Raw genomic sequence first — 22,444 nt, 5'->3', positions numbered from 1 at the left:
TAGTTATGAACGGGTGCGAATATTTTGCAGTCGAAACTTTGCGCGGCGGTTGGTGCGTCATGCTCGGAGACTAATCTCAACGAGCGGCCAATGCACTATGTACTCATGAGTAACTTATCGGTAGCATGAAATTATGGAACAGCTCACAACCTCGGGGATGCGCGAGCAGATTCGCATCCCCGTCACCGTTCGCGATGGGGTCATAGCCACGATTTACAAGCCAAGCGTCGACCCGGTCGGTGTGCTGATCGTTCATTCGGCAACCGCGACACCCCAAGGCTTCTACCGAGGTTTTGCCCAGTACGCCGCGGCCACTGGGTTGCTCGTGGTGACCTATGACTATCGGGGAACCGGGCTCTCCGGAGAGGCCCGCTCCAACGCTCAGATCAGAATGCGCGACTGGATTCAGCAGGACATTCCCACCGTGAGCCAATGGGTGAACCACACCTACCCGCAGCTTCCCCAGTACGCGCTGGGGCACAGCGTAGGTGGCCATGGGGTGGCCCTAGACTACGGAACAGACCAACTGACCCGGGCCGTAATTATCTCCAGTCACCTAGCCAATATCGGCAGCATTGAAGACTTTTGGGAGCGGCTGCGTGTCAGAGCGGTATTGCACTGGCTCGGCCCAGTTATGAGCCGGGTTCTGGGTTATATGCCAGGTCAACGCCTCGGTCTGGGGGAGAATATACCCGCGGCGGCGATGTTTGAATGGGGCCGCTGGAACCTTAAACCAGAGTACTTTTTTGATGATCCAAGCATGAATGCTGCTCAACGGTGTACACGAGTTACCACCCCGTTGCTCTTGGCCGGAAGTAGTGATGACCCCTGGGCTAGCGCCGCGCAAATGGACCGGTTCGCTTCGAAACTGGTTAATGCGCCGGTGCTCAGACGGACCGTGAGCCCGCAAGAATTAGGGGCAACGGCTATCGGACACCACGGGTTGATGCGCCGCGGAATCGGTGAACCGGTCTGGGATGAAATCCTGCACTGGTTGCGCACCGGGGAGCACTGAGTGCATTTCTGGCCTCGGCTCGGTGCGAGCCGGCAGCTGGTGTGCGGATTCTGCCGGGCCGGCCGGTTGGTGGCTAGCTAAGCAGAAGATCAGGATCACCGAGGCGAGCATCAGGCTTTGCCGGAAGATCCAAGCAATCGGCCACAGCCACGCTGCGGTGTTCTCTAACAACCATTCACCGCCTTGCGGTCCGACCACCAGCAAAAGTAGGCATAGGCTCAGCAGGGCTATTCGAGCACGTGTCACTCTTCCGCTGGCGAGCACCAAACACAGGGCCGGAAGCAGATAAACCCAATGATGGATCCAACTCACCGGTGAAAGTAAGGGTGCGCTCAAGCCGATTATCAGCCATGCCTGAATGCTCAGCGCCCGCGCCTGGGTGCGGGCGGCCAGAGCCAGTAAGCCTACGGCACTGAGTACGACCACCATGCTGATGAGCATCTCGGGATTGGTGCCCACAGCGGTGAGTAAGCCGGTGATGGAGTTGTTCCCGGATGTGCCCAAGTCCCCGGTCAAACTGACCCGCGAGCCCAAACTCCATAAGGTTTCGCTGAAGAAACCCCAAGTCATTTGTGGAAAGATCAGTCCGGCTCCCAGCGTGCATAGGGCACCGGAAATCGCCGAGGCCCAAAACAACCGCCACTGACGGGTCACCAAGAAGAAAAGAATGAACAACCCGGGGGTTAGCTTGATGGCGGCGGCAACGCCCACCAGCGCGCCGCGCGGTAGAAAGCGCTTCCGGTCAGCGGCGTGCGTTCGGGTAAGATCCAAAATCACCAAGGCCATCAGAAAAACATTGATCTGCCCAAAGGCTAGGTGATGTGCCATCACACTAGTAAAGCCGGCACCGGTAGCGATCACCGGGAGTATCCACAGGCTTCGACGGTGCTGCGGAAGGATGCGCCAGATACACCAGATGACGGTCACTAGGCTCAACGCCGACCACAGCAAGAAGCTGCTTCCGCTACTGAACAAGGTGCTCGGCCACAGTGCGAGTAGGCCAAAAGGAGTGTACGTGTAGGGCAACCCGCCTTCGGGCATCATCGGTCCGAAAACATTGGAGGTGTAAAGGTTCACCCCGCTCAAGGCCTCGCCCGCGGCATAACGGTAAACCAGAAAATCCACGGGATTCACCGTCGAAATGACCCGCAACTGTAGGAACAACGCGATAGCGATGACAGCCGCTGTGAGCAGTAGCCAGCGCAGCTCACGGAAAGTTTTTCGCACGCCCGGGTGCAGTGCACGGACAAGTGTCATCAAGAGGTCTCCCGCCCTGGACTGAAAAGTAACGATGCAAGCTACTCTTCCTCCTGCCCACGTCGGGAACCTGACTTCACCTGACAGGACAGTCAGGTTGTCTGCGGCGGAGCTTCGCTGACCGGGAAGGTGAGTACAAATTTTGTCAGGCCAGCCTCGCGGTCGGTGCCAATACTGCCGCCGGCCGAATCCATAATCTGGGCGGCGATGGCCAACCCCAGGCCGCTACCTCCCGTACTGGTAGTGCGGGACTCATCTAAGCGCGTGAAGCGTTCGAAGATGCGCTGGCGATCCGCCGAAGGGATCTCGGCACCGTCATTGGCAATAGTAATGACAAGCTGAACAGGTGCCGACCCGGGGGACGCTGCGGCAACTTGCTCGTACCGGGCTGTGAGGGTGACCAGGGATGCGGCGTGGCGTTGCGCATTGGCAAGTACATTGCCGATCGCCGAAGTGACATGCTGCTGGTTCGCCCGTAGTCGCACCTGCCGCGGCACTGTGTCGGTGATGTCGACGCTGACGTGCCAAGGTGTGGGGTGCAGCTCCAGCGCCTGGGTGAGTAGTTGACGAATCTCGATATCGTAATGGCTGCGCTCTGGTGCGGCTTTCAGCTGCTCTAGCTCCAGAAGCTGTTCGGACAGTGCAACCAAGCGCTTCACCTGGGTTTCAGCCTGGGCTAACGTCTGCTCGGCAGGTTGGGAGTTGGGATATAGCCGGGCAATCTCCAGTGTCGAATATAGTGAGGCCAGTGGGCTGCGCAAATCATGAGCAGCATTGGCAATGAACTGCTGTTGCCGACGATCGGCGGCTTCGAGGCGTTCAAGTGCGGCGTTGCCTTCCTCCGCTAGGGCTTGGATCTCATCCCCGGTCTGTGGCACCCAGAGTCGCTCAGTGAGGTTTTCGGCCGAGAGCTGGCGAAGCTTGCGCCGGATTTTGTCTACGGGACGCAAAGACCAAGTCACTGCGGCATAGGACACCGCGGCAATAATTAGGGTGGTGCCCAGCACCGCGATGCTTAGGCCCCGTGGCAGGAACTCCATCAGGGACTCGTGAGTAAAATCAAAAACCACTAGGCTGATTCGGACCACTTGCTGGTTCTCTGGCAGATCTAGGGGCACCAGATCCACCGGGATATCGGTGTACAGCACGTCTAAGGTGGTGTTGGCCCACGGGTGCCACGACTCGGAAGTGTTGAAGGGAAACCGTTCCACCGTGCCGGACGCGACCTGATCACCGCGCCCGATCCATGAATCGGGTAAGCGTTCGTTTAAGGTCTCGGCCCACTTCAAGGAAGCGAGCAACGGATCGCTATACAGAATTTGGTTACCCACAGAAATTTCGACCGGTAGGCGTTCGACGGATTGGTTGACCTCAGGCAATTTGCCTTGCTCCAGATCTAACTGCAGGCCGTATAACTTCTGGATGCCTTCATTGCGCAACGAACTATGTTGAACGGTCTGCAAGAAACTGTAAGCACCCAAGGCCAACAATGACAGCAGAAGGCCGGTGGCGAGCACCGTGGTCAGTGTGATTCTGGCCCGCGTCGAGCGAAGAAACCGCAAAGGTGCGAGCCGGCGATTCGGCAGCGGGGATGGGCTCGCGGCCATCACTAGGCCCCCATGAGGCCGGTGGCCCGCTGCCGCACTAGCCGATAGCCGGTGCCGCGCACTGTTTCGATCGCCAGCCGGGGGTTGGGATCAGCAAGCTTCCGCCGCAGCGAAGCAACCCGTACTTCCAGAGAGTTGCCCGTTCCACTCCCGTCGACCCAGGCATGAGCAACGATGGTTTCACGGCTGACGGGCTCTTCGACATGTAAGGCGAGGATTTCAAGAATCCCGAATTCGATCTCGGTTAAGTGCAGGTCGTCCTGATTGATCCAGGCGCGCCGCTTCATGCGGTGAAGTTGCAGCTGATCAATGTGTAACTCCGTGCTCTCTTTAGGGGAAGCTCGGCGAATCAAGGCGCGCAGTCGTGCCAACAGAATGGGGAAGGAAAACGGTTTGACCAGATACTCATCCGCACCCAGATCTAGGGCATCAATCTGGTCGTACTGCCCGGACTTGGCAGTGAGCACTAAGACCGGGGTGGTGATTTCCTCTTGACGCAGCGATTGAAGGATTTTATAGCCGTTCATCCCAGGCAACATCAGATCAAGGATGATGGCAGAAAAATCACCGCGCCGCGCAAATTCGTAACCGGTCGGCCCATCGTGGCAGACCTCTACGGAATAGCCCTCGGCTGTTAGCCCGCGGCGCAATGCCTCGGCCAGAGCTACTTCATCCTCGACGATCAAAATCCACACCATCTCAGCCTACTGGGTGGATGAAATCGTCGAGCTAGTTGCCGCGCAGGGCAGGCTTGGCTAGATCTCCCGGGCGTTGGCAAGCACCGGTAGTTTTTCCCGTGCCTCGGTGATCGCTTCCAGATCCAAATCGAGAATGGCTAATTCAACCCCTTGCCCGGATTCATGCAGTACCCGTCCCAGCGGATCCACCGCAATGGAGCGCCCCACGCCCCGTGGCGCCGTCCCACTCACGGTTTCACCGGCTGATTCCGGGTCCGCCTGATCCACCGCAATGACAAAGGTGGTGGTGTCCAAGGCGCGTGCCTTGGCTAGGGTGGTCCACTGCTCGGCCTTACCCTCTCCTGCGCCCCAAGAAGCAGATACGAGGTTGATCAGCACACCGTGCTGGGCGTGGTGGGTGAAAAGTTTCGGGAACCGTAGGTCATAACAGATCGCCACTGCGAACTTCACCCCATCGATGTCGAAGTGAACGGGGCGCTCGCCGGGGGTGACCGAATCGGACTCGGCGAAACCAAAGGCATCGTAGAGGTGAATCTTGTCGTAGTGCGTGTCTATGCCAGAACCGGTAATGAGCAAGGTGTTTCGAACCCGTGCACCCTCACCGGGAGTAAACATCCCTGCCAAGATCGTGATCTGTAGTTCCTCGGCGAGTTGTCGAACCGCCTGAGCCCAGGGCCCGTCCAGCGGCTCGGCCGCATCGAGCAGCGAATTACCCATGGCAATGTGCATCGCCTCGGGGAAAACCACGAGGCGGGCACCGGCGCTGGAGGCTTGAGTTGCGTACTCACGGATAATGTCCAGATTTAGTTGAGGATCATTGGTGCTGAGCACCTGTGCCATGGCGATCTTCATTGGTTCCCAGGTTTCCTCTCGCAAAGCGGCTCGGACGTGAACAGGCGGTTGTTTCCGACTTTACGGAAATAGCGGGTCCACAGCCAGTGGGCCGCGACATAAGCGAATTTAGGTCACGATGTAACCACCGGCGTCATCCATGGGATTAGCTAGAGGTACCTCGGTGACGTTGTAAGCAAACCTCTATTGATTTACGAACACCTCGTCTAGCCACCTATACCTAACAGTGGGAACTATCTCAGCATAGGTATTTTCAATGCAGTCACTGATGGCGTCACTTTCTACACTGATGCGGTCACTTTCTACACTGAAGGCAACAGTATCTACACTGATGGCGTCACTTTCTACACTGATGATGCAGTGACGGGTGTTTCACTGGTCACGGGTTCCACGCGGTGAAGCTCGGACGTAAGCTAACCCTACGTAGCCGCGAGGGCCTCCTGCTGGAGATGATGGATGCTGGCGGTTCCCGCCAGAGACCTTCTGAAGGATTGAGAGCACCGATAAATGAGCATGGAAAATGCGGCTTGGCATTCGCTGTGGAAATTATCCGGTGAACAGGGCAAAGCCTACGCACCGACAACCCCACGCAGAGTACTGGCCTTCGCTGCCGGGTACAAGAGCCGCCTGTTCGTCTTTGTGCTCTTCTCCATTTGCGCCGCGGTCTTAGCGGTCATCACCCCGGTGCTCGCTGGCCGGGTGGTTGATGAGATCGTGGCCGGTAGCGGTACCGAAATCATCATCAACCTCGCGTTGATCATTGCACTGGTCGCCGTGCTGGATGCGGCAGTGTCGGTGGTGGTGCGTTGGTTCTCTGCGAAGCTCGGTGAGGGGATCATTTACGATCTGCGGACCGCGGTATTTGACCACGTGCAAAAGATGCCCGTGGCCTTTTTCGCCCGCACTCGCACCGGCGCATTGGTCAGCCGGCTGAACAATGATGTCATCGGCGCGCAAGCGGCGTTTGCCGGCACCCTGTCGGGATTGGTATCAAACACCGTTGCCCTGTTGCTGACCGCCGGTGTTATGTTTTCCACTTCCTGGCAGGTGACTGTGCTGGCACTGATCCTGCTGCCCATTTTCCTGCTTCCGGCCCGTCACTTTGGGCGCACCGTGGCGCTTTTGCGCCGCGAATCCGCAGAGCTCAACGCGTCCATGGGTACCCAAATGACCGAGCGATTCTCAGCCCCGGGTGCCACACTGATCAAACTTTTCGGGCGGCCGGCTGATGAATCGGAACAGTTCGCGCTGCGGGCACGACGCGTGCGGGATATCGGCGTAAAAACCACCATGCGCCAGTTCTATTTCGTAGCAGCCCTGACGCTGGTTGCCGCCCTGGCGTTAGCGCTGGTTTATGGCCTCGGTGGCGTGTACGCGGCCCGTGGCGATCTGGCCGCCGGTGATGTGGTGGTCCTAGGAATGCTGCTGACCCGCTTGTATGCGCCGTTGACCGCGTTGGCCAACGCCCGCGTGGAGATCACCAGCGCACTGGTGAGCTTTGACCGGGTCTTTGAAATCTTAGACCTTCAGCCGCTGATCGTGGATGCGCCCGATGCCACCGAACTTTCGCCGGGCCCGGTCTCGGTGAAATTCAAAGAGGTGGATTTCGCCTACCCCAGTGCCGATAAGGTTTCGCTGGCTTCTCTGGAGGAGGTTGCCGTTTTAGATACTCGGGGTGGGCAGCAGGTCTTGCACGGAATCGACTTTGAGATCCCGGCCGGTGCCACCGTCGCACTGGTCGGTTCCTCGGGAGCTGGTAAGTCGACGATCGCCTCGCTGCTGGCGCGGCTCTACGATGTGGACTCGGGGAGTGTCGAATTGGCCGGAACCGATATCCGCCAGCTAAAAATGCAGTCGCTACGGTCCGTTGTGTCAATGGTGACCCAAGACGGACACCTTTTCCATGAAACGATCCGCGCGAATCTGCGGTTGGCGCGTCCCGAGGCCAGTGACGAGCAGATCTGGCAGGCGTTGGAGCGGGCCCGTCTGAAACCCACCATCCAAGCACTCCCTGAGGGCCTAGACACCGTCGTGGGGGAGCGCGGCTACCGGCTTTCCGGTGGTGAGCGTCAGCGGATGACCATTGCCCGGTTGCTGCTGGCGGCGCCACAAGTGGTGATTCTGGATGAGGCGACGGCGGCTTTGGATTCGGCCAATGAGGCCGCGGTACAGGCGGCGTTGAGTGAGGCGCTAGAGAACCGGACCGCTTTGATTATCGCGCACCGGCTCTCCACCATCCGTTCGGCGGATCTGATCCTGGTAATTGAAGAGGGCAAGATCCTCGAACGTGGCACGCATCAGCAGTTACTGAGCCTCGGTGGGCGCTACACCGAACTATACGAAACCCAGTTCGCGCAGTAACCCGTCCCTTGCAAGGGTGTTGAATTGGGGTTACCGCGCGGCTGGCTAGTCGGTCGCGGCCACCAGTTGGCGGCCTAACTCTGCGGCCGCAGCCTGTAGTTCGGGCACGGCACGCTTGGCAAAGTCGGCATCCACGCGGGTAACCGGTCCGGAAACGGAGACCGCCATTGGGGTCGGAGCGCCGGGTACCGGTACGGCGAAGCAGCGCACGCCCAGCTCCTGCTCTTCCTCGTCCACCGCATAGCCGCGCTCGCGGACCGCCTCAATTTCGGTAAACAGCTTGCCCAAGGTAGTGATGGTCTTCGGTGTCCGCGCCGGCATTCCGGCCTGAGCCACGAGCCGCTGCACCCGTTCATCATCCAGCACGGACAAGATCGCCTTGCCCACGCCCGAGTAATGCAGCATGGCCCGGCGGCCCACCTCGGTAACCATGCGCATGGAATGGTTTGACTGTACCTGAGCGATATAGGTGACCATGTCTCCGTCGAGCACCGCGATATTGGCGCTCTCGCCTAGACGTTCGACTAGTTCCTTCAGCTTCGGAGTGGCCAGGGCGCCCAGCTGCCGGTTGGCTACTTCACCCAATCGGATCAGCCGTGGACCTAAGGAGTACCGGCGGTTTGGAAGCTGTCGCACATAACCCACACCTACTAGCGTGCGCAGAAGCCGGTGAATGGTCGGCAGCGGCAGCGGCGTATCGGCTGCCAGTTCGCTTAAGGCCGCCTCGCCGCCCGCACGGGCGATAACTTCTAGTAATTCAAAGGCGCGTTCAACCGATTGGACGCCGCCGCTGGCCTTGGCCTTAACCTCGGTCATGGTCTGCTCCTTGCCTGACTGCCGGTGCAGCCTTGCCACTGCATCTAGAGAGAAAAGTGGCACTGTTTAGTGGGTTCTTGCTCGTAAGAATACCGGAAGAACTTCAGAAAATTCCACGATCCGAAAACATTCGCCCAATAAAAGTGTGAGCTAGTGCACCTGAGCCCTTGTCTTTTCATTTTACAGATACTAATATCCACTATACGGAAACTTTTTAGATGTTGAGGAGAGATCATGCCAGCACCAAGTCCGGGGTATTCACTCACCCTGCGGGTTCAGACGCCTGCATCGATCACGGCCACTAGCGAACTTGCTGCAGCCGTGAGCCGCGCCGGGGGAGATATCACCGCGCTGGATGTCACCGAATCGCATCACGCCTACATGGTGGTAGATGTCAGCTGCAATACCACCGATGTGGAACATGGTCAGCGGGTTCGCGATGAGCTGGAAGGCCTAGACGGGGTAGATGTTCGTAACGTCTCGGACCGTACCTTCCTGATGCACTTAGGTGGAAAGCTGGAGGTGGTCCCGAAGGTGGCCCTGCGCAACCGCGATGACCTATCGCGTGCCTACACCCCTGGGGTGGCTCGTGTCTGCCAGGCCATTGCCGAAAATCCAGCCGACGCGCGTAATCTGACCGTTAAGCGAAACACCATCGCGGTGGTTACCGACGGTTCGGCGGTGCTCGGATTGGGAAATATTGGTCCGGCTGCCGCACTGCCGGTGATGGAAGGCAAGGCCGCCCTTTTCAAACAGTTCGCCGGTGTGGATGCCTGGCCGGTCTGTCTCGACACCCAGGATAGCGATGAGATCGTCATGATCGTCAAGGCATTGGCCCCGGTATATGGCGGAGTGAACCTCGAAGACATCGCGGCCCCGCGCTGCTTTGAAATTGAAGCCCGGCTGCGCGAAGAGCTGGACATCCCGGTCTTCCACGACGACCAGCACGGAACTGCCATCGTCACGCTCGCGGCCCTACAGAACGCGCTACTAGTGGTCGGCAAATCCTTGTCCGAGGTGCGTATCGTGGTCTCCGGGGTGGGTGCGGCCGGTAACGCGATCATCCAGCTGCTGACCGCTCGCGGGGCAGCGAACATCATCGCCTGCGGCCGTGAAGGAGCCATCAACCGTGCCGGAAACTACCAGGACGCCCACCGACAATGGTTGGCACAGCACACCAACCCCGAGAACTTCGCCGGCTCCTTAAAAGAAGCCGTCGTCGGTGCCGACTTGTTCATCGGTGTCTCCGCACCAAATGTGCTGGACGAAGCGGATATCGCGGCCATGAACGCCAACGCCATCGTCTTTGCCATGGCCAACCCGGATCCAGAAGTAGACCCAAACATTGCCGGGAAGCACGCCGCGGTGGTTGCCACCGGACGCAGTGACTTCCCGAACCAAATTAACAACGTCTTGGCCTTCCCGGGCTTCTTCCGTGGGCTGCTGGATGCGGGGGTATCGGACATTACCGACGCCATGCTGCTAGCCGCCGCGGATGCCATTGCGGCGCGGGTAGGCGAGGAAGAACTCAATCCGGGATTCATCATCCCCTCGGTGTTCGACCCGAAGGTGGCCAGCGACGTGGCCGCCGCCGTGGTCCGCGCAGCGAACAAACATTGAGAGCAATCACAACAGTAAAGGTATGAGGAGCACCATGACCATCTCCATCTCACGTATCCCCGATGTGCCCAACGCCCAGAACATTCTTTCGGATGAGGCGCTGGCGTTCATTGAACAGCTACACGTGCGTTTTGCCGGGACCCGCGATGACTTGCTTGCTGCACGCACCGAGCGGCGCAGCGAGTACTCCAAGGCCAAGCGCATCGATTTTGACCCGGCCACCGAGCAGGTGCGCACCGGGGACTGGAAGGTTGCCCCGGCTCCGGCCGCGCTGCGCGATCGCCGCGTGGAAATCACCGGCCCGGCCTCCCCCGCCAAGATGGCCATCAACGCGCTGAACTCCGGCGCCAAGGTTTGGTTGGCTGACTTAGAAGATGCCTCCACCCCGAGCTGGGAAAACGTCATCGATGCGGTGGCCAACCTGACGGCCGCAGCCCGTGGAGAGCTGTCCTTCACCTCGCCCGAAGGGAAAACCTATGCGCTGCGTGATGATGCCCCACTCTCCGTGGTGGTCGTTCGCCCACGCGGTTGGCACCTGAACGAGAACAACGTGCTGATCAACGGCAAACCCGCCGTGGGTGCGCTCGTGGACTTTGGGCTGCACTTCTTCCACAACGCCAAGGTACTGGCCGCGGCCGGGCAGGGCCCGTTCTACTACCTGCCCAAGATGGAGCACTACCTCGAGGTGCGTCTGTGGAATGAGATCTTCACTTTCGCCCAGGAACAGCTGGGGATCGACTACGGTACCGTGCGCGCCACCATGCTCATCGAAACCATCCCGGCCGCCTTCCAGATGGAAGAATTCCTCTACGAATTGCGCGACCACGTTTCGGGCCTGAACGCCGGACGCTGGGACTACCTATTCTCGATTATCAAGACCTTCCGCGAAGCCGGCAGCGACTTCATCATGCCGGACCGTGCAGACGTTGCGATGACCGCCCCGATGATGCGTGCCTACACCGAACTGTTGGTCAAGACCTGCCACAAGCGCGGGGCCTTTGCCATGGGTGGCATGGCCGCCTTCATCCCTAACCGCCGCGAACCTGAAGTCACTGAAGCCGCCTTCGCCAAGGTGCGCGATGACAAGACCCGCGAAGCCAACGATGGCTTCGACGGATCCTGGGTTGCCCACCCGGACTTGGTGGGACTATGCCAAGAAATCTTCGATTCAGTCTTGGGAGACAAGCCAAACCAGCTGGATAAGCAGCGTCCAGAGGTAGAAGTCACTGCCGAACAACTGCTGGATGTGGCCAGTGCTCCGGGCCAGGTGACCGAAGCTGGGGTGCGGCTGAACCTGTATGTGGCTGTGGCCTATACCGCCGTCTGGCTCTCGGGCAATGGTGCAGTAGCGATTCACAACTTGATGGAAGACGCGGCGACCGCAGAGATCTCGCGCTCGCAGATCTGGCAGCAGATCCGCAACCAAGTGGTCGCTGCCGACACCGGCAACACCATTACCGCGCAGATGGTCTCCGAGATCTTGGCCGAGGAAGTGGAAAAGCTTCGCGGTGAGGTCAACGACGAGGCACGCTTCACCGCCTACTACCAGCCGGCGGCCGACTTGATTGCCAAACTGACCAGCGGCAAGGACGAAGACTTCGAGGACTTCCTGACCTTGCCCGCCTACGAACTGTTGGATAAGGAATACGTGAGCTAAGCATGAACTCAGTCTTCGATCAGGCGACCCTCGCCGCGGTGGAGGCCCAGCTGGCGCACACTGACCAGCTGATGTCTACCAGCTACGCCGGTGATACCGGGGCGCGCCAACCGGTACACACCGTCTACATTTCCGCCGACCGCTACACCCAACAGTTACCTGCCCGTTGGGGAGCCAATGCGCTGGCAGCCGCTGGTGGCACTGAAGGGCTGGCCGAAATCGCTGCAACACTGGGACTGCGTGAACCCGAGCGCCTCGGTGCACTGGTCGCCGCTAAGCTGCGCGGGGAGCCGATCGAAGACCTTCGACTTGATTTTGAAGACGGTTACGGGAACCGTTCGGATGCCGAAGAAGATGCGGCGGCACTCAGCGCCGCGGACGCAGTGGCTGAAGCCGTTGCCGCGGGCAAAGCCCCGGCCTTTATCGGGATCCGCTTCAAGAGCTTTGATGCGGCCACCCGGGCCCGCGGTATCCGCACACTGGACCTGTTCATCTCCCGGCTGGTAAGCCATGGATCTTTACCGCAGGGGCTCCGGCTAACCCTACCGATGGTGGTCACCGTGGCTCAGGTCGAGGCAATGGTACTGCTGGCCGAAAAGCTGGAACAGGCGCACGGACTTGCCGAAGGTTCGCTGCGCTTTGAGGTGCAGATCGAAACCCCGCAGGTAATCATTGCCGCCAATGGCAGCCTGCCAGCGGCCCAACTGATTCAAGCCGGTGCCGGGCGCGTCTCCTCCTTGCATTACGGTACCTATGACTACTCGGCTTCTCTCGGAGTGGCCGCGGCCTACCAGTCCATGGAGCATCCAGTGGCCGACTTCGCCAAGGATGTGTTGCAGGTAGCGGTGGCCGGTACCGGGGTGGAACTCTCAGACGGATCCACCAACATTCTGCCTGCCGGCGATCCGGAGAATATGGCCGAAGCCTGGGCGCTGCACGCCCGGTTGGTCCGCCGCCACCTGGAGCGCGGGATCTACCAAGGCTGGGATTTGCACGAAAACCAGCTAGTCACCCGATACCTCGCCACCTTCTCCTTCTTCCGGGAAAATCTCGCCGCGGCCACCACCCGGCTACGTAACTATGTCCATCAGATCGAGTCGGCCATTATGGACGAACCAGCCACCGCCCGCGCCCTGGCCCGCTACATTCACCGTGGTCTAGCCTGCGGAGCCATGGAAGAGGAAGAAGTTACCGCCATGGCACAGATTTCCCTTGCTGAACTCGAAGCACTTGCCCTGAACCGTTCCCATGCCTAAGGACCCCGCGATGACCGCACCAGCCAATGCCAAGAACCCGTACTACACCACCTACGGTGGACACCCGCCACAGACCGATCTGCTCACTGACCGGGCGATCGTCACCGAAGCCTACACCGTCATCCCGCGTGGTGTGCTGCGCGATATTGTGACCAGCGTCTTCCCGGAATGGAGCAACACCCGCGCCTGGGTGCTAAACCGTCCGGTGGCCGGCGGCCCCACCACCTTCGCGCAGTCCATCGTCGAGGTAGGTCCCGGTGGCGGTTCAACCAAGCCAGAACCACAGCAGGAAGTCTCCGGTTTCATCTTCGTGGTGGCCGGTGAGCTAGCGCTAACCATCGAGGGGGAGGAGCACCTTCTGAGCGAGGGTGGGTTCGCCTACCTTCCTGCCGGTGCTCAGTGGAGCGCTAACAACAACACCGCCGAGGTGGCGACCTTCCACTGGATCCGTAAACGCTATGAGCCGCTGGAAGGTGTTGCTGCTCCGGGACCGGTGGTAGGCAACGAACACGATATTGAACCAGGCGCCATGCCGGACACTGACGGCAAATGGCGCACCACCCGGATGCTCGATCCGGATGATGTGGCCTTCGACTTCGGGGTGAACATCGTGACCTTCGAACCTGGGGCTTCGATTCCGTTTGCCGAAACGCACGTCATGGAGCATGGGCTCTACGTCCTTGAAGGTAAGGCCGTGTACCGGCTGAATGATGACTGGGTTGAGGTGGAAGCCGGGGATTACATGGCCCTGCGCGCCTTCTGCCCGCAAGCCTGCTATGCCGGCGGCCCGTCAAACTTCCGCTACCTGCTGTACAAGGATCAGAACCGCCAGATCCAGCTCTAAACGGATGTAACGCACAAGGGCTGCGGAACTAGATGGTTCCGCAGCCCTTCTGAGTTACTGAAGGGAAGCGTCGAAGAGTCCACAGAGAATTATTTTCGCGGCAGGAAGCAAGCAGATGCCTTCCGGGGCCGGTGCCCTTCAACCCGACTCCCTGTCAGAAGTCCTCGACAATGCTGGAGTCTTTGCGTGGGACGACAACGTCGAAGCCGGGCACCGTCGTGCCTTCGACCCTAGACACCGATTTTCTGCGGTTCGCCGCGGGCAGGGGTATCACCCAAGTGCTCTCCAGCCTTAAGTCCGCGCTGCTCTTCGACAGTGGTTCGATCACCCTGAATCTACGCGAACCGCGATGAGCAGAATCTGGGCGCCGCCCCGGTGGTTCCGCTGGCTGTGGATGCCGGCGGGGAAATCGCCGAGGGCGAGGTGGAACTGGACAGTAAGATCAGTAACGTGGCCTGCCAGGCCACGGCTCTGAGCCCCACAGTGAAGATTACCTACGAAGGCTAGAACCAACAGCCGGATTCCGTTGAGATGTAGTTTGAAAGATAATCCGCACTCCGTAGTGCCTCATGTCAATATGCTCGCGAAAAGTCAGTCCCATGCCTCAGCTAAAGTGCTCGCGTAATCATTAGGATGCCTTCACCTGCTTCCGCACCTGCGCCTGGGTCTTCGCCTCGGCAAGACGAATCAACTCTAACTGCAGCTGATGGATCCGACGAGTCAGTTCAGCGAGATTCGTTTCCCGATACAACTGTTCCAACGCGTCCCGTTCAGGCGGTAGCATCACCCCGGTGGACTTGACCCGGTCCGCCGGTGTGCGCGGGGCATCGTAGCTACGCACCTGCCGTCCTGAGCGACTGACCTTGTATCCCACGGCCTTGGTCGTCGGGGTGAACAAGTTCTTCCGCAGGTTCACCAGCGGCCACAAAGCCTTCAACACGGCCAATTCCCGGGGCGTGTCATACCGGTAGTAGAACGCGTCCTTACGGACGATATCGCCGTTCTTCTGCTCTACGAACGGGTTGTCATTCGAATGCCTGGGACGTGAACGAGTCGCTCGGAGATTGGTGCTTTTCACCCAGCTCTGAACTGAGGCGTTCAAGAATTCAGACCCGTTGTCTGTATGGATTCTATCCACCTCATAGGGGAAAAGACCCTTGGTTTCCTCAAGTGCTTCAGCAATCCATTTGGACGCTTTATTCTTCACTGCGGTGTTGATGGTCCGTCCGGTGAACGGGTCGGTGACGGTCAAGGTGAAAGCAAATTCGCCTTTGAGCGTGTGTCCGCAGTGGGCGACAGTGTCGGCCATGACGATCCCTGGCTGATGATCGATCGGTTTGATGTGCGTCATGATCGGGATGATGTCTTTGAACCGGTTCTTCGAGGTTCGGGTGGCCGCTTTCGCGTCGGGATGCAGGCGGTCCTTGAAGGGGGCCAGGTATCGGTCGATGGTTGCTGGGCTCATGCGCAGCAGCTCATCGCGGACCTGTGGTGTGTAGCGGGTTCTGACCTTGCCCAGGGATCCGGAAGCTACGTGCCTTTCTAGGTTGTCCAGAATGGTGCGCATGGCGGCTGACAAGTATTTGCCGCAGGGTTTACCAGCGGTGAGATACACGTGCTGGAGGACGAGTCTGGCGTCGTAGGTGTATTTGTTGCCGCGTGGTTTGCGCAGGATGCTGGTGGCTGGTCCGCGGCGTTGGAGCGCGTGCTGGAGTTGGCGTCGGGCATTGGCTCGGGACCATCCGATTTCGGTGGTCATGCGGTCCAGGATGACGCCTTTTTCCTTTTTGCTGGCTTTGGCGTAGGACTGCGCTTCTTTTTTGGTGATGTCTCGTCGTGTTGCCAAGGTTAGCTCGTGTCCCATCTATTCAGCATGCGGTTTTCACCTGCATGGTGGTAGCGTTTCGCGAGCATTTCTCATTTGAGGCATGTGGGTTGTTTCGCGAGCACTTTAGATGATTCAACACGACAGCTTGATGTCGACCTGGCGCTGATGGAAAGTGTGGACATGTTCTCGTTGTACGTGACACATGATGAGCTCACCACCGTTCAACCCGGTGAGCCTGCGGCCCAAGGGCTGCGGATGAATGACGATTTCTACGCTGAGCACAGTGACTCACCGTTGCCTGCTCTAGCTCCAGCACTCGAAGGCAAATCGCTACAACTGCGTGCGGATCTTGAATATGCCGAACCACCGATTTGGCGCCGTCTCGTGGTGCCGGCATTCATGAACCTCGCAGACCTGCACTCCGCGCTGCAGGTGGCGTTTGGATGGAACAACTCTCACCTGCATGACTTTGAACAACGCAGCGCCGATGGCCTACACGTGCTGCGCTTCTCCAACGGTGAAATGGAAGAGGACATGGCCGAAGATGAGTTTCAGGTCAGCGTCGGGCAGCTTGCACGCCAGCCCAAAGATTCCTTCCACTACAACTACGACTACGGTGACAGCTGGCGGTTGAAGCTGGTCCTCGAGAAAATCGTGGATACCCCGCCCGGCCAGCTGATGCGCTGCACTGGTGGGCGAATGCGTTCGCCGGTCGACGATATTGGTGGGATTCCCGGGTGGGAGCACGCCGTGGAAATTCTGGCCGACCCGCGTCACCCCGATTATCAGCGCTATCGTAACTTCCTGGGCCTGGCGCCCGGTGAGGTTTTCGACCCCAAATACTTTAACGCGCGAACGATTGATGACGAATACGCTCGTCTGCTGAGGTAACTGTCGGAAACCTTCGGTAGCTTGTTCTTGTTTCCCCATGGTCTCTGACAGAAAGTGCTCTCATGACGCAACAGCTCAGCCTGCAACGGTTTATCGAAGCCTTGTCCGATGAGATCTCCCAGCTTTCAGACGAAGAGCTGCGACGGGCGGTGCTGGGATGGGCTCAGCATCTACCCGCGGCCCAGCGCGCAACTTTTCTTTCACATTTCATCCCCGGCAATACTCCGATCGAGCAGTCGCTGATTCGTCAGATCGACGTTGAATCACTATTGACTAGCATCGCCGAGCTTCATGAACGTCTGGAACGAGGAGACTATTTTCAGGGCTATGGCTGGGATGACGAGATTTATGACGAGCGCTCCTTCGGGGATGATTCCTGGGCCGATGAACTAAGCGAACTTTTCAGCGACACCGATGCAGTATTCATGGGCGGTGATTTGCAGGGTGCCCGAACTGCCTATGAGCAGCTCTTCGACATTCTGGATCTTGGTGATGAGGTTGGGGTTTTCACCGGAGCTGAGGAACCTGTTGATATGTTGGATCAGGATATTTCCGAAAGTCAGGCCCGCTATCTGCGCTGCGTCTACGAACTTAGCGCACAAGATCAGCGGGCCACGGATTTCGTCCAAGCATGGTTTTCGCTCAGTGAGTGCAGCGATCAATTGTCCCTACGAATGATCGACGAAGCTCGGCCAGAGCAGATGCCTGACTTTGAGGCCTTCCTCCCAGGATGGATCCACGAGCTACAGGTTCGCCTAGAACGACAGTTCACGTCTCGCGGACGCGAATTGCTGGTTGAAGCAACCCTCTACCACGGTGGTGTAGAGGCGTTAGGTGAGTTGGCGCGCAATGCCACAGCAGCTCAGGCCGACCTGTATCTCGACTGGTTGGTGACCGTACTAGAAATTGGTGACCAAGAACAAGGGATTACAGTCGCCCGAGAAGCCCTAAGCAGACTTAGCCAGCCGGGGACCACCCGGGCGCGCATCGCCGATGAGCTGGCGGAGCTGCTGGTCGCTACCCCGGAAGAGGCGCTGGAAGCTCGCCGGCAAGCCTTTCGCTCTGACCCGAAACTTCATCGACTTACCAGCCTTTATAATGCCGAACAACAGTTTGCTGATCCAACGTTGTCCATGTGCCGAGAGCTTGAGTTCTTCCGTAACAGCCCGCAAGCACCTAAGATCCCACTCATATCTCAGCTAGTGATGCTTTTATTCGCCGGTGAAGTGCAAGCAGCGATGAAGCTCGGTTTGGGTTCGTCTACTGCAGGGACCGTGGCCGGTCAGGCACTGATGGTTTTACTCCCGTATTTACTGGTCTCTGGGCTGGACAAGCCGTTAGCGCTGCCGCAGCGCGGAAGCTGGTTAGCTTTGTTGCTTTCCGGGACTGATGGCGGAGAATACGTCGGGCTGGATCTGCGTAGCGCGGATCTGGGCCGACAAATTTCGCCATCTAACGAGTCCGGTGAGGTCCGGCTCGCCTCGCTGTTGTTGCAACGGATAGCCGGGCAGAACTTCAGCGAAACGCAGCGTGCGCAGCATGCTCGGACGGCAGAAACACAGATCGAAGCAGTGGTACAACGGATTGTTGGTGGCCAGAACCGGTCAAGCTACGAGCTTGCTGCAAATCTCATTTACTGCCGCGCCGAATTGGGATACCTGAACGGGCAGCCGGAGGAAGCCGAGCAGTTTGTTGCAACCCTTGCCGCTAAATTTCCGCGGCACCGGGCCTTTCACCAAGAACTGGTAGATTCTCGCCGGCGCTCCCACGTGCTCAACCCGGACGCGGCTAACCGCTGAAGGTATGAAGCGAACCGAGGATTAGAGCTACACTTGCTGGCAACCCAGTGATAGCTTGAGGGTAGCTTTAGCCGAATCGAAGACCTTGGTTTTCCGTCCTCACCCAGTGAGCGGACACCGGATAGGGATTACCCGATGACAGTGATGCACGAACCAGATATGAGCGACCTTGGCATTGCCTCGCGAGCCACACTCAAACCCATCTCCGTTATCGCCGAGGCGGCGGGGATTGAGGCTGATGCGGTTGAATTTTATGGCAAGTACAAAGCCAAGATCGACCCATCCCAAATCACCACACAGGGCACTGGTTTAGGCAAGGTCGTGCTGGTCACCGGCATGTCTCCGACACCCGCAGGGGAGGGGAAGACCACGGTAGTGGTGGGACTGGCCGATGCACTAGCTGCCACGGGAACCCGGACCATGATGGCCTTGCGTGAACCGTCGGTCGGGCCGAGTTTCGGAATGAAGGGCGGGGCCACCGGCGGCGGCTACTCCCAGGTGTTGCCCATGGATGAAATCAACCTGCATTTCACCGGAGATTTCCATGCCATCACCAGTGCAAACAATCTACTGATGGCACTATTAGATAACCACCTGCAACAGGGCAACGCGCTGGGCATTGATCCGCGCCGCATTACCTTCAAACGTGTGATGGACATGAATGACCGGGCGTTGCGCAATATCGTCATTGGTTTAGGCGGTCCCGCGCAGGGTATGCCGCGCGAAACCGGCTTTGATATCACCGCAGCTTCCGAGGTGATGGCGGTCTTTTGCCTTGCCACGGATTTGGCGGATCTGCGTGCCCGGTTAGGCCGGATGACCGTGGGGTACACCTATGACAAGGTCCCGGTGACCGTCGATGATCTAGGCGCTGCTGGATCTATGGCACTGCTGCTCAAGGAAGCGATCAAACCCAATCTCGTCCAAAGCATCGGTGGCACCCCTGCTCTGATTCACGGTGGACCGTTTGCGAATATTGCGCACGGCTGTAATTCGGCGATTGCTACCAACACCGCGCGGGCCTTAGCCGATGTGGTGGTGACCGAAGCTGGTTTCGGGTCAGATCTGGGCGCGGAAAAGTTCATGAACATTAAGGCCCACTACGCAGACTGCGCCCCAGACGCGGTGGTTATCGTTGCCACCATCAGGGCACTGAAAATGCACGGGTCGGTTCCCAAGAGCGAGCTAGCGCAAGAAAACGTTGCTGCCGTCCGCGCCGGACTGGCGAACTTGGCGCATCATGCGCAGATTGTTTCCAAATTCGGGATCCGCCCAGTGATCGCGCTAAACCGTTTCACCACGGACACCGCGGCAGAACTCGGGGTAGTCATCGACTGGGCGAACTCTCAGGGAATCGATTGCGAGGTGGCAGACGTCTGGGGCCAGGGCGGAGCGGGAACCGGCGATCTGGCTGCGGCAGTACTGCGGGCCTTGGAAGAACCGAAGAACTTTGCCCCACTGTATGGGATGACCCAAAGCACCGAAGACAAGATTCGTCGCGTGGCCACGGAAGTCTACGGGGCGGTGGAGGTGGATTACTCCGCTAAAGCCGAACAAATGCTGGAGCAGATCCACGACAATGGGTGGGATAACCTGCCGGTGTGTATGGCAAAAACGCAGTATTCGTTCTCCGATGACCCCACTTTGTTGGGTGCACCACAGGACTTCACGCTGCAGGTACGCGAACTCATTCCGAAAACCGGTGCCGGTTTTGTCGTGGCATTGACCGGGGCCATCATGACTATGCCGGGTCTGCCCAAAAACCCTGCGGCGATGCGCATGGACATTGATGAGCAGGGCAACGCGGTCGGTTTGGCGTAATAAGTGGTGGGCTCGGTTCTGCTGAGCCCCGCATCATCTCACCGCAGGGACGCTCTAGATCTTTTGACTGTGTATGAGCGGGCTGATTGCAGAGTGCCTAACTCCACCATCGACTTTCACAAATTTGACTCTTACTTTCACAATATGTGGGGTAACTTCAACAAAATTGTGAAAGTAGGAGTGCAAGTATGGGATGCTAGTCAGAGTTAAAGTGTGAGTAGTTTAAGTGGTGGCTGCGAGATAAGTCTTTCCACGAATACCTGCCCAAGCGAGCTGGATGAGCTCGTGGTTAGATTGCGCGACTGGCTCGGATTCACGATTCGTAGAGGTTAAGGCGGTCTCAGGTGGATTCCCCAAATTGATTCGGGAAACCGTCAGTGCGTTGAGCAAAAGCACTGGGGTGGGCTGATTCTGGTGGGGCTCGAAGAAAGAAGCGGATTCACTCTTGCCGAGGGCTTTGCCCCTGGAGCAATTGCCAACGCGGCAATGGATATCGGTCGGTCGCGAAGGCTCAAAGAAGAAAGCGGCTCACTAACGCCGACTCCGGTATTGGATGTGAACATTGCTCCCTTTGAAAGCGGCAGGGTTGTAATTATCGAAGTGAGCGAACTTGAGCCCCAGCAGAAACCTTGTTTCGCCTCCGACAAAGGACCCAGGAGTGGAAGTTATCGGCGGCTACACGACGGTGATCATAGGCTCAATGAGTTTAGAGTCTACGCACTTCAAAGCAATCGAAAGCAACGTAAAGATGTTCTCCAACCGGTCGATGGCGTGAGTATGAAGAACTTAATAGGCGAACGATCGCGTCACGGACGGGTCTCCATCCCAATATAGTTAGACGTTACCTGAGCTGACTTGTTGAGGCCTGTTGGCGAGTTTCCATCGGGTCGCCCACCAGCCCGCAGCGGACCTATCGAAAGAAATGACACCAGTAAAAGGCGGCTGGAATAGAACGAGCCTGGTTCTTAACTCTGTCTAGGGCGCGGAAAGCACCCAGAATAGTTCGTTCAGGGCGTGAGACCAGGTAATGCGCTCTTGTTCCAGCCGTAACCCACCGAGTTCACCAAGTAACTCGAACAGCTCGCGTTCCGAATCACTCAGGCCCTGAGGCGCCTGTTTGCCAAGACCATTGGGGTCGGGCACCGCGAAGTCGATAAATTGCTGGAGAGTTTCGGAGTCTGTCATCACTGAGCGGGATTGCGGCAATACTCCGCGTAATTCCGCCAGAATCGTCAGTCCATCGGTATCCAGATCACCCCAATAAACGACCTGGCTCCTGCGCACCCATGGCAACTGTGCGCACCAGCGCACGTCATAGCCGGCACCGTGTAGGGCGATTACACCTTCCATGACGGGTAGTGATAACAGGGTTTGGAGGTTTTCCACGATCAGCACGTACTGCACCGGAGCGGACAACGCGGCCAGCACGGACAGCGGAGCACTAAGATCGGTCAAACCGCCCGGTGCCAGAGCCGGGTCTAGGAATTTCGCCCGATACATTTTCGGTGGTGTCACGAGGCCAAGGTCAGACTCCCCGCCGGAGGCAACATGAAGGGGCCGCACGATGCTGGCATGGCGCTCTAACCATTTCGAATCGATCCCCGATACCGGTAATTGCCGGGGATAGAGCCCGGAATGCGGGTGTTCGGCGAGCCAAGCCAACACATCAAAGATGCGTTCAAAGTCCGCTTCGGGAAGGTTGTCGAGTTTGGGAAGAATCTTGGCCACGACCTGCCCGAATTCGGGACTATCCTCGCCCGCTAAGCGCATGAGACGTTGCGCGCGTTCCCTGCGCCGGGTCCAGTGGGTACTGCATCCGAGGAATCGCGCCATCGCCTGCGGACTGCTGACCGATAGCCGCACCGGGACATTCTGGGTTCCGGTGTTCGGCCACCGACGCAGCTCCCAATCAACGTGCAAATCTTGCCCCTGCACCCGGCTCCACAACTGAATCCAGCGGGCAACAGCGGCCATATCGGCGGCCGCCTGGCGGTCATTGGGCGGTTGTAGGCCCAAGATTACGGCCTCGGTGGACGGGAAGGGCGCTACACTCCAGGTGGCACTTTTACGGTGATAGAGTTTCTCGAGCCGGTCCTTGGCCTGAGCAACGGTGAGCATAGTG

17 protein-coding genes are annotated in these 22,444 nt (G+C 58.5%); 10 read left to right on the top strand and 7 right to left on the bottom strand.

What is annotated here, in order from left to right; all coding sequences use genetic code 11:
• Positions 1–133 precede the first annotated feature (133 nt).
• The gene (locus ACQQZ8_RS15250) at positions 134–1,015 is read left to right on the top strand and encodes an alpha/beta hydrolase family protein (RefSeq protein ID WP_431710650.1); all 882 of its coding nucleotides are present in this window, start codon (positions 134–136) and stop codon (positions 1,013–1,015) included.
• Here ACQQZ8_RS15250 and ACQQZ8_RS15245 read toward each other — a convergent pair.
• From ACQQZ8_RS15245 to ACQQZ8_RS15230, 4 genes are all read right to left on the bottom strand, one after another.
• Positions 914–2,272 carry a glycosyltransferase family 87 protein gene (locus ACQQZ8_RS15245; RefSeq protein ID WP_431710649.1) on the bottom strand — a complete coding sequence of 453 codons (1,359 nt, stop codon included), beginning with the start codon at positions 2,270–2,272 and terminating at the stop codon, positions 914–916. The genes ACQQZ8_RS15250 and ACQQZ8_RS15245 overlap by 102 nt on opposite strands.
• A 92-nt stretch (positions 2,273–2,364) precedes the next feature.
• Positions 2,365–3,789 (bottom strand): HAMP domain-containing sensor histidine kinase, encoded by a 1,425-nt coding sequence (locus ACQQZ8_RS15240; RefSeq protein ID WP_431710648.1) that lies wholly within the window; start codon positions 3,787–3,789, stop codon positions 2,365–2,367.
• Between the two features lie 92 nt (positions 3,790–3,881).
• Entirely contained in the window at positions 3,882–4,577 is a 696-nt protein-coding gene (locus tag ACQQZ8_RS15235) for a response regulator transcription factor (protein WP_431710647.1), read from the bottom strand.
• A 57-nt stretch (positions 4,578–4,634) separates the two neighbouring features.
• Entirely contained in the window at positions 4,635–5,429 is a 795-nt protein-coding gene (locus ACQQZ8_RS15230) for a carbon-nitrogen hydrolase family protein (RefSeq protein ID WP_431710646.1), read from the bottom strand.
• A gap of 507 nt (positions 5,430–5,936) precedes the next feature.
• Here ACQQZ8_RS15230 and ACQQZ8_RS15225 point away from each other — a divergent pair.
• On the top strand, positions 5,937–7,790 hold the full coding sequence (locus ACQQZ8_RS15225) for an ABC transporter ATP-binding protein (RefSeq protein ID WP_431710645.1): 1,854 nt from the start codon (positions 5,937–5,939) through the stop codon (positions 7,788–7,790).
• 45 nt (positions 7,791–7,835) lie between these two features.
• Here ACQQZ8_RS15225 and ACQQZ8_RS15220 read toward each other — a convergent pair whose 3' ends face one another.
• Positions 7,836–8,606, bottom strand: coding sequence for an IclR family transcriptional regulator (locus ACQQZ8_RS15220; protein WP_431710644.1), 771 nt, complete (start codon positions 8,604–8,606; stop codon positions 7,836–7,838).
• A gap of 234 nt (positions 8,607–8,840) precedes the next feature.
• Between ACQQZ8_RS15220 and ACQQZ8_RS15215 the strand changes: the two genes are divergently transcribed.
• The 5 genes from ACQQZ8_RS15215 (at position 8,841) to ACQQZ8_RS15195 (ending at position 14,490) form a co-directional block, all read left to right on the top strand.
• Complete coding sequence (locus ACQQZ8_RS15215; RefSeq protein WP_431710643.1) at positions 8,841–10,226, top strand: NAD-dependent malic enzyme; 1,386 nt, start codon at positions 8,841–8,843, stop codon at positions 10,224–10,226.
• 34 nt (positions 10,227–10,260) lie between these two features.
• Entirely contained in the window at positions 10,261–11,883 is a 1,623-nt protein-coding gene (gene aceB, locus ACQQZ8_RS15210) for a malate synthase A (RefSeq protein WP_431710642.1), read from the top strand.
• A gap of 2 nt (positions 11,884–11,885) precedes the next feature.
• Entirely contained in the window at positions 11,886–13,139 is a 1,254-nt protein-coding gene (locus tag ACQQZ8_RS15205) for a DUF6986 family protein (protein ID WP_431710641.1), read from the top strand.
• A gap of 10 nt (positions 13,140–13,149) precedes the next feature.
• Complete coding sequence (locus tag ACQQZ8_RS15200; RefSeq protein WP_431710640.1) at positions 13,150–13,983, top strand: bifunctional allantoicase/(S)-ureidoglycine aminohydrolase; 834 nt, start codon at positions 13,150–13,152, stop codon at positions 13,981–13,983.
• A gap of 375 nt (positions 13,984–14,358) precedes the next feature.
• Complete coding sequence (locus ACQQZ8_RS15195) at positions 14,359–14,490, top strand: hypothetical protein (RefSeq protein WP_431710639.1); 132 nt, start codon at positions 14,359–14,361, stop codon at positions 14,488–14,490.
• A 121-nt stretch (positions 14,491–14,611) separates the two neighbouring features.
• On the opposite strand, the gene ACQQZ8_RS15190 is transcribed toward ACQQZ8_RS15195, so the two are convergent.
• Entirely contained in the window at positions 14,612–15,847 is a 1,236-nt protein-coding gene (locus ACQQZ8_RS15190; protein WP_431710638.1) for an integrase catalytic domain-containing protein, read from the bottom strand.
• A gap of 144 nt (positions 15,848–15,991) precedes the next feature.
• On the opposite strand from ACQQZ8_RS15190, the gene ACQQZ8_RS15185 reads away from it, so the two are divergent.
• The 3 genes from ACQQZ8_RS15185 (at position 15,992) to ACQQZ8_RS15175 (ending at position 20,322) form a co-directional block, all read left to right on the top strand.
• Complete coding sequence (locus tag ACQQZ8_RS15185) at positions 15,992–16,702, top strand: plasmid pRiA4b ORF-3 family protein (RefSeq protein ID WP_431710637.1); 711 nt, start codon at positions 15,992–15,994, stop codon at positions 16,700–16,702.
• A gap of 62 nt (positions 16,703–16,764) precedes the next feature.
• Entirely contained in the window at positions 16,765–18,501 is a 1,737-nt protein-coding gene (locus tag ACQQZ8_RS15180) for a hypothetical protein (RefSeq protein WP_431710636.1), read from the top strand.
• A gap of 135 nt (positions 18,502–18,636) precedes the next feature.
• On the top strand, positions 18,637–20,322 hold the full coding sequence (locus ACQQZ8_RS15175; RefSeq protein WP_431710635.1) for a formate--tetrahydrofolate ligase: 1,686 nt from the start codon (positions 18,637–18,639) through the stop codon (positions 20,320–20,322).
• Positions 20,323–21,297: 975 nt separating this feature from the next.
• Here ACQQZ8_RS15175 and ACQQZ8_RS15170 read toward each other — a convergent pair.
• Complete coding sequence (locus tag ACQQZ8_RS15170; protein WP_431710634.1) at positions 21,298–22,440, bottom strand: DUF3322 domain-containing protein; 1,143 nt, start codon at positions 22,438–22,440, stop codon at positions 21,298–21,300.
• Positions 22,441–22,444 lie beyond the last annotated feature (4 nt).

This window comes from Glutamicibacter uratoxydans, from assembly GCF_050753455.1.
Taxonomy (GTDB): domain Bacteria; phylum Actinomycetota; class Actinomycetes; order Actinomycetales; family Micrococcaceae; genus Glutamicibacter; species Glutamicibacter uratoxydans_A.
The sequence above is the reverse complement of the archived record's forward strand: the minus strand, read 5'-3'. Positions and strand labels throughout refer to the sequence as shown.

Excerpts from the sequence above, each read along its gene's own strand:
- ACQQZ8_RS15250 (WP_431710650.1), top strand. The coding sequence starts at position 134 with ATGGAACAGCTCACAACCTCGGGGATGCGCGAGCAGATTCGCATCCCC.
- ACQQZ8_RS15245 (WP_431710649.1), bottom strand. The coding sequence starts at position 2,272 with ATGACACTTGTCCGTGCACTGCACCCGGGCGTGCGAAAAACTTTCCGT.
- ACQQZ8_RS15235 (WP_431710647.1), bottom strand. The coding sequence starts at position 4,577 with ATGGTGTGGATTTTGATCGTCGAGGATGAAGTAGCTCTGGCCGAGGCA.
- ACQQZ8_RS15230 (WP_431710646.1), bottom strand. The coding sequence starts at position 5,429 with ATGAAGATCGCCATGGCACAGGTGCTCAGCACCAATGATCCTCAACTA.
- ACQQZ8_RS15225 (WP_431710645.1), top strand. The coding sequence starts at position 5,937 with ATGAGCATGGAAAATGCGGCTTGGCATTCGCTGTGGAAATTATCCGGT.
- ACQQZ8_RS15220 (WP_431710644.1), bottom strand. The coding sequence starts at position 8,606 with ATGACCGAGGTTAAGGCCAAGGCCAGCGGCGGCGTCCAATCGGTTGAA.
- ACQQZ8_RS15215 (WP_431710643.1), top strand. The coding sequence starts at position 8,841 with ATGCCAGCACCAAGTCCGGGGTATTCACTCACCCTGCGGGTTCAGACG.
- aceB (WP_431710642.1), top strand. The coding sequence starts at position 10,261 with ATGACCATCTCCATCTCACGTATCCCCGATGTGCCCAACGCCCAGAAC.
- ACQQZ8_RS15205 (WP_431710641.1), top strand. The coding sequence starts at position 11,886 with ATGAACTCAGTCTTCGATCAGGCGACCCTCGCCGCGGTGGAGGCCCAG.
- ACQQZ8_RS15200 (WP_431710640.1), top strand. The coding sequence starts at position 13,150 with ATGACCGCACCAGCCAATGCCAAGAACCCGTACTACACCACCTACGGT.
- ACQQZ8_RS15190 (WP_431710638.1), bottom strand. The coding sequence starts at position 15,847 with ATGGGACACGAGCTAACCTTGGCAACACGACGAGACATCACCAAAAAA.
- ACQQZ8_RS15185 (WP_431710637.1), top strand. The coding sequence starts at position 15,992 with ATGTTCTCGTTGTACGTGACACATGATGAGCTCACCACCGTTCAACCC.
- ACQQZ8_RS15180 (WP_431710636.1), top strand. The coding sequence starts at position 16,765 with ATGACGCAACAGCTCAGCCTGCAACGGTTTATCGAAGCCTTGTCCGAT.
- ACQQZ8_RS15175 (WP_431710635.1), top strand. The coding sequence starts at position 18,637 with ATGACAGTGATGCACGAACCAGATATGAGCGACCTTGGCATTGCCTCG.
- ACQQZ8_RS15170 (WP_431710634.1), bottom strand. The coding sequence starts at position 22,440 with ATGCTCACCGTTGCTCAGGCCAAGGACCGGCTCGAGAAACTCTATCAC.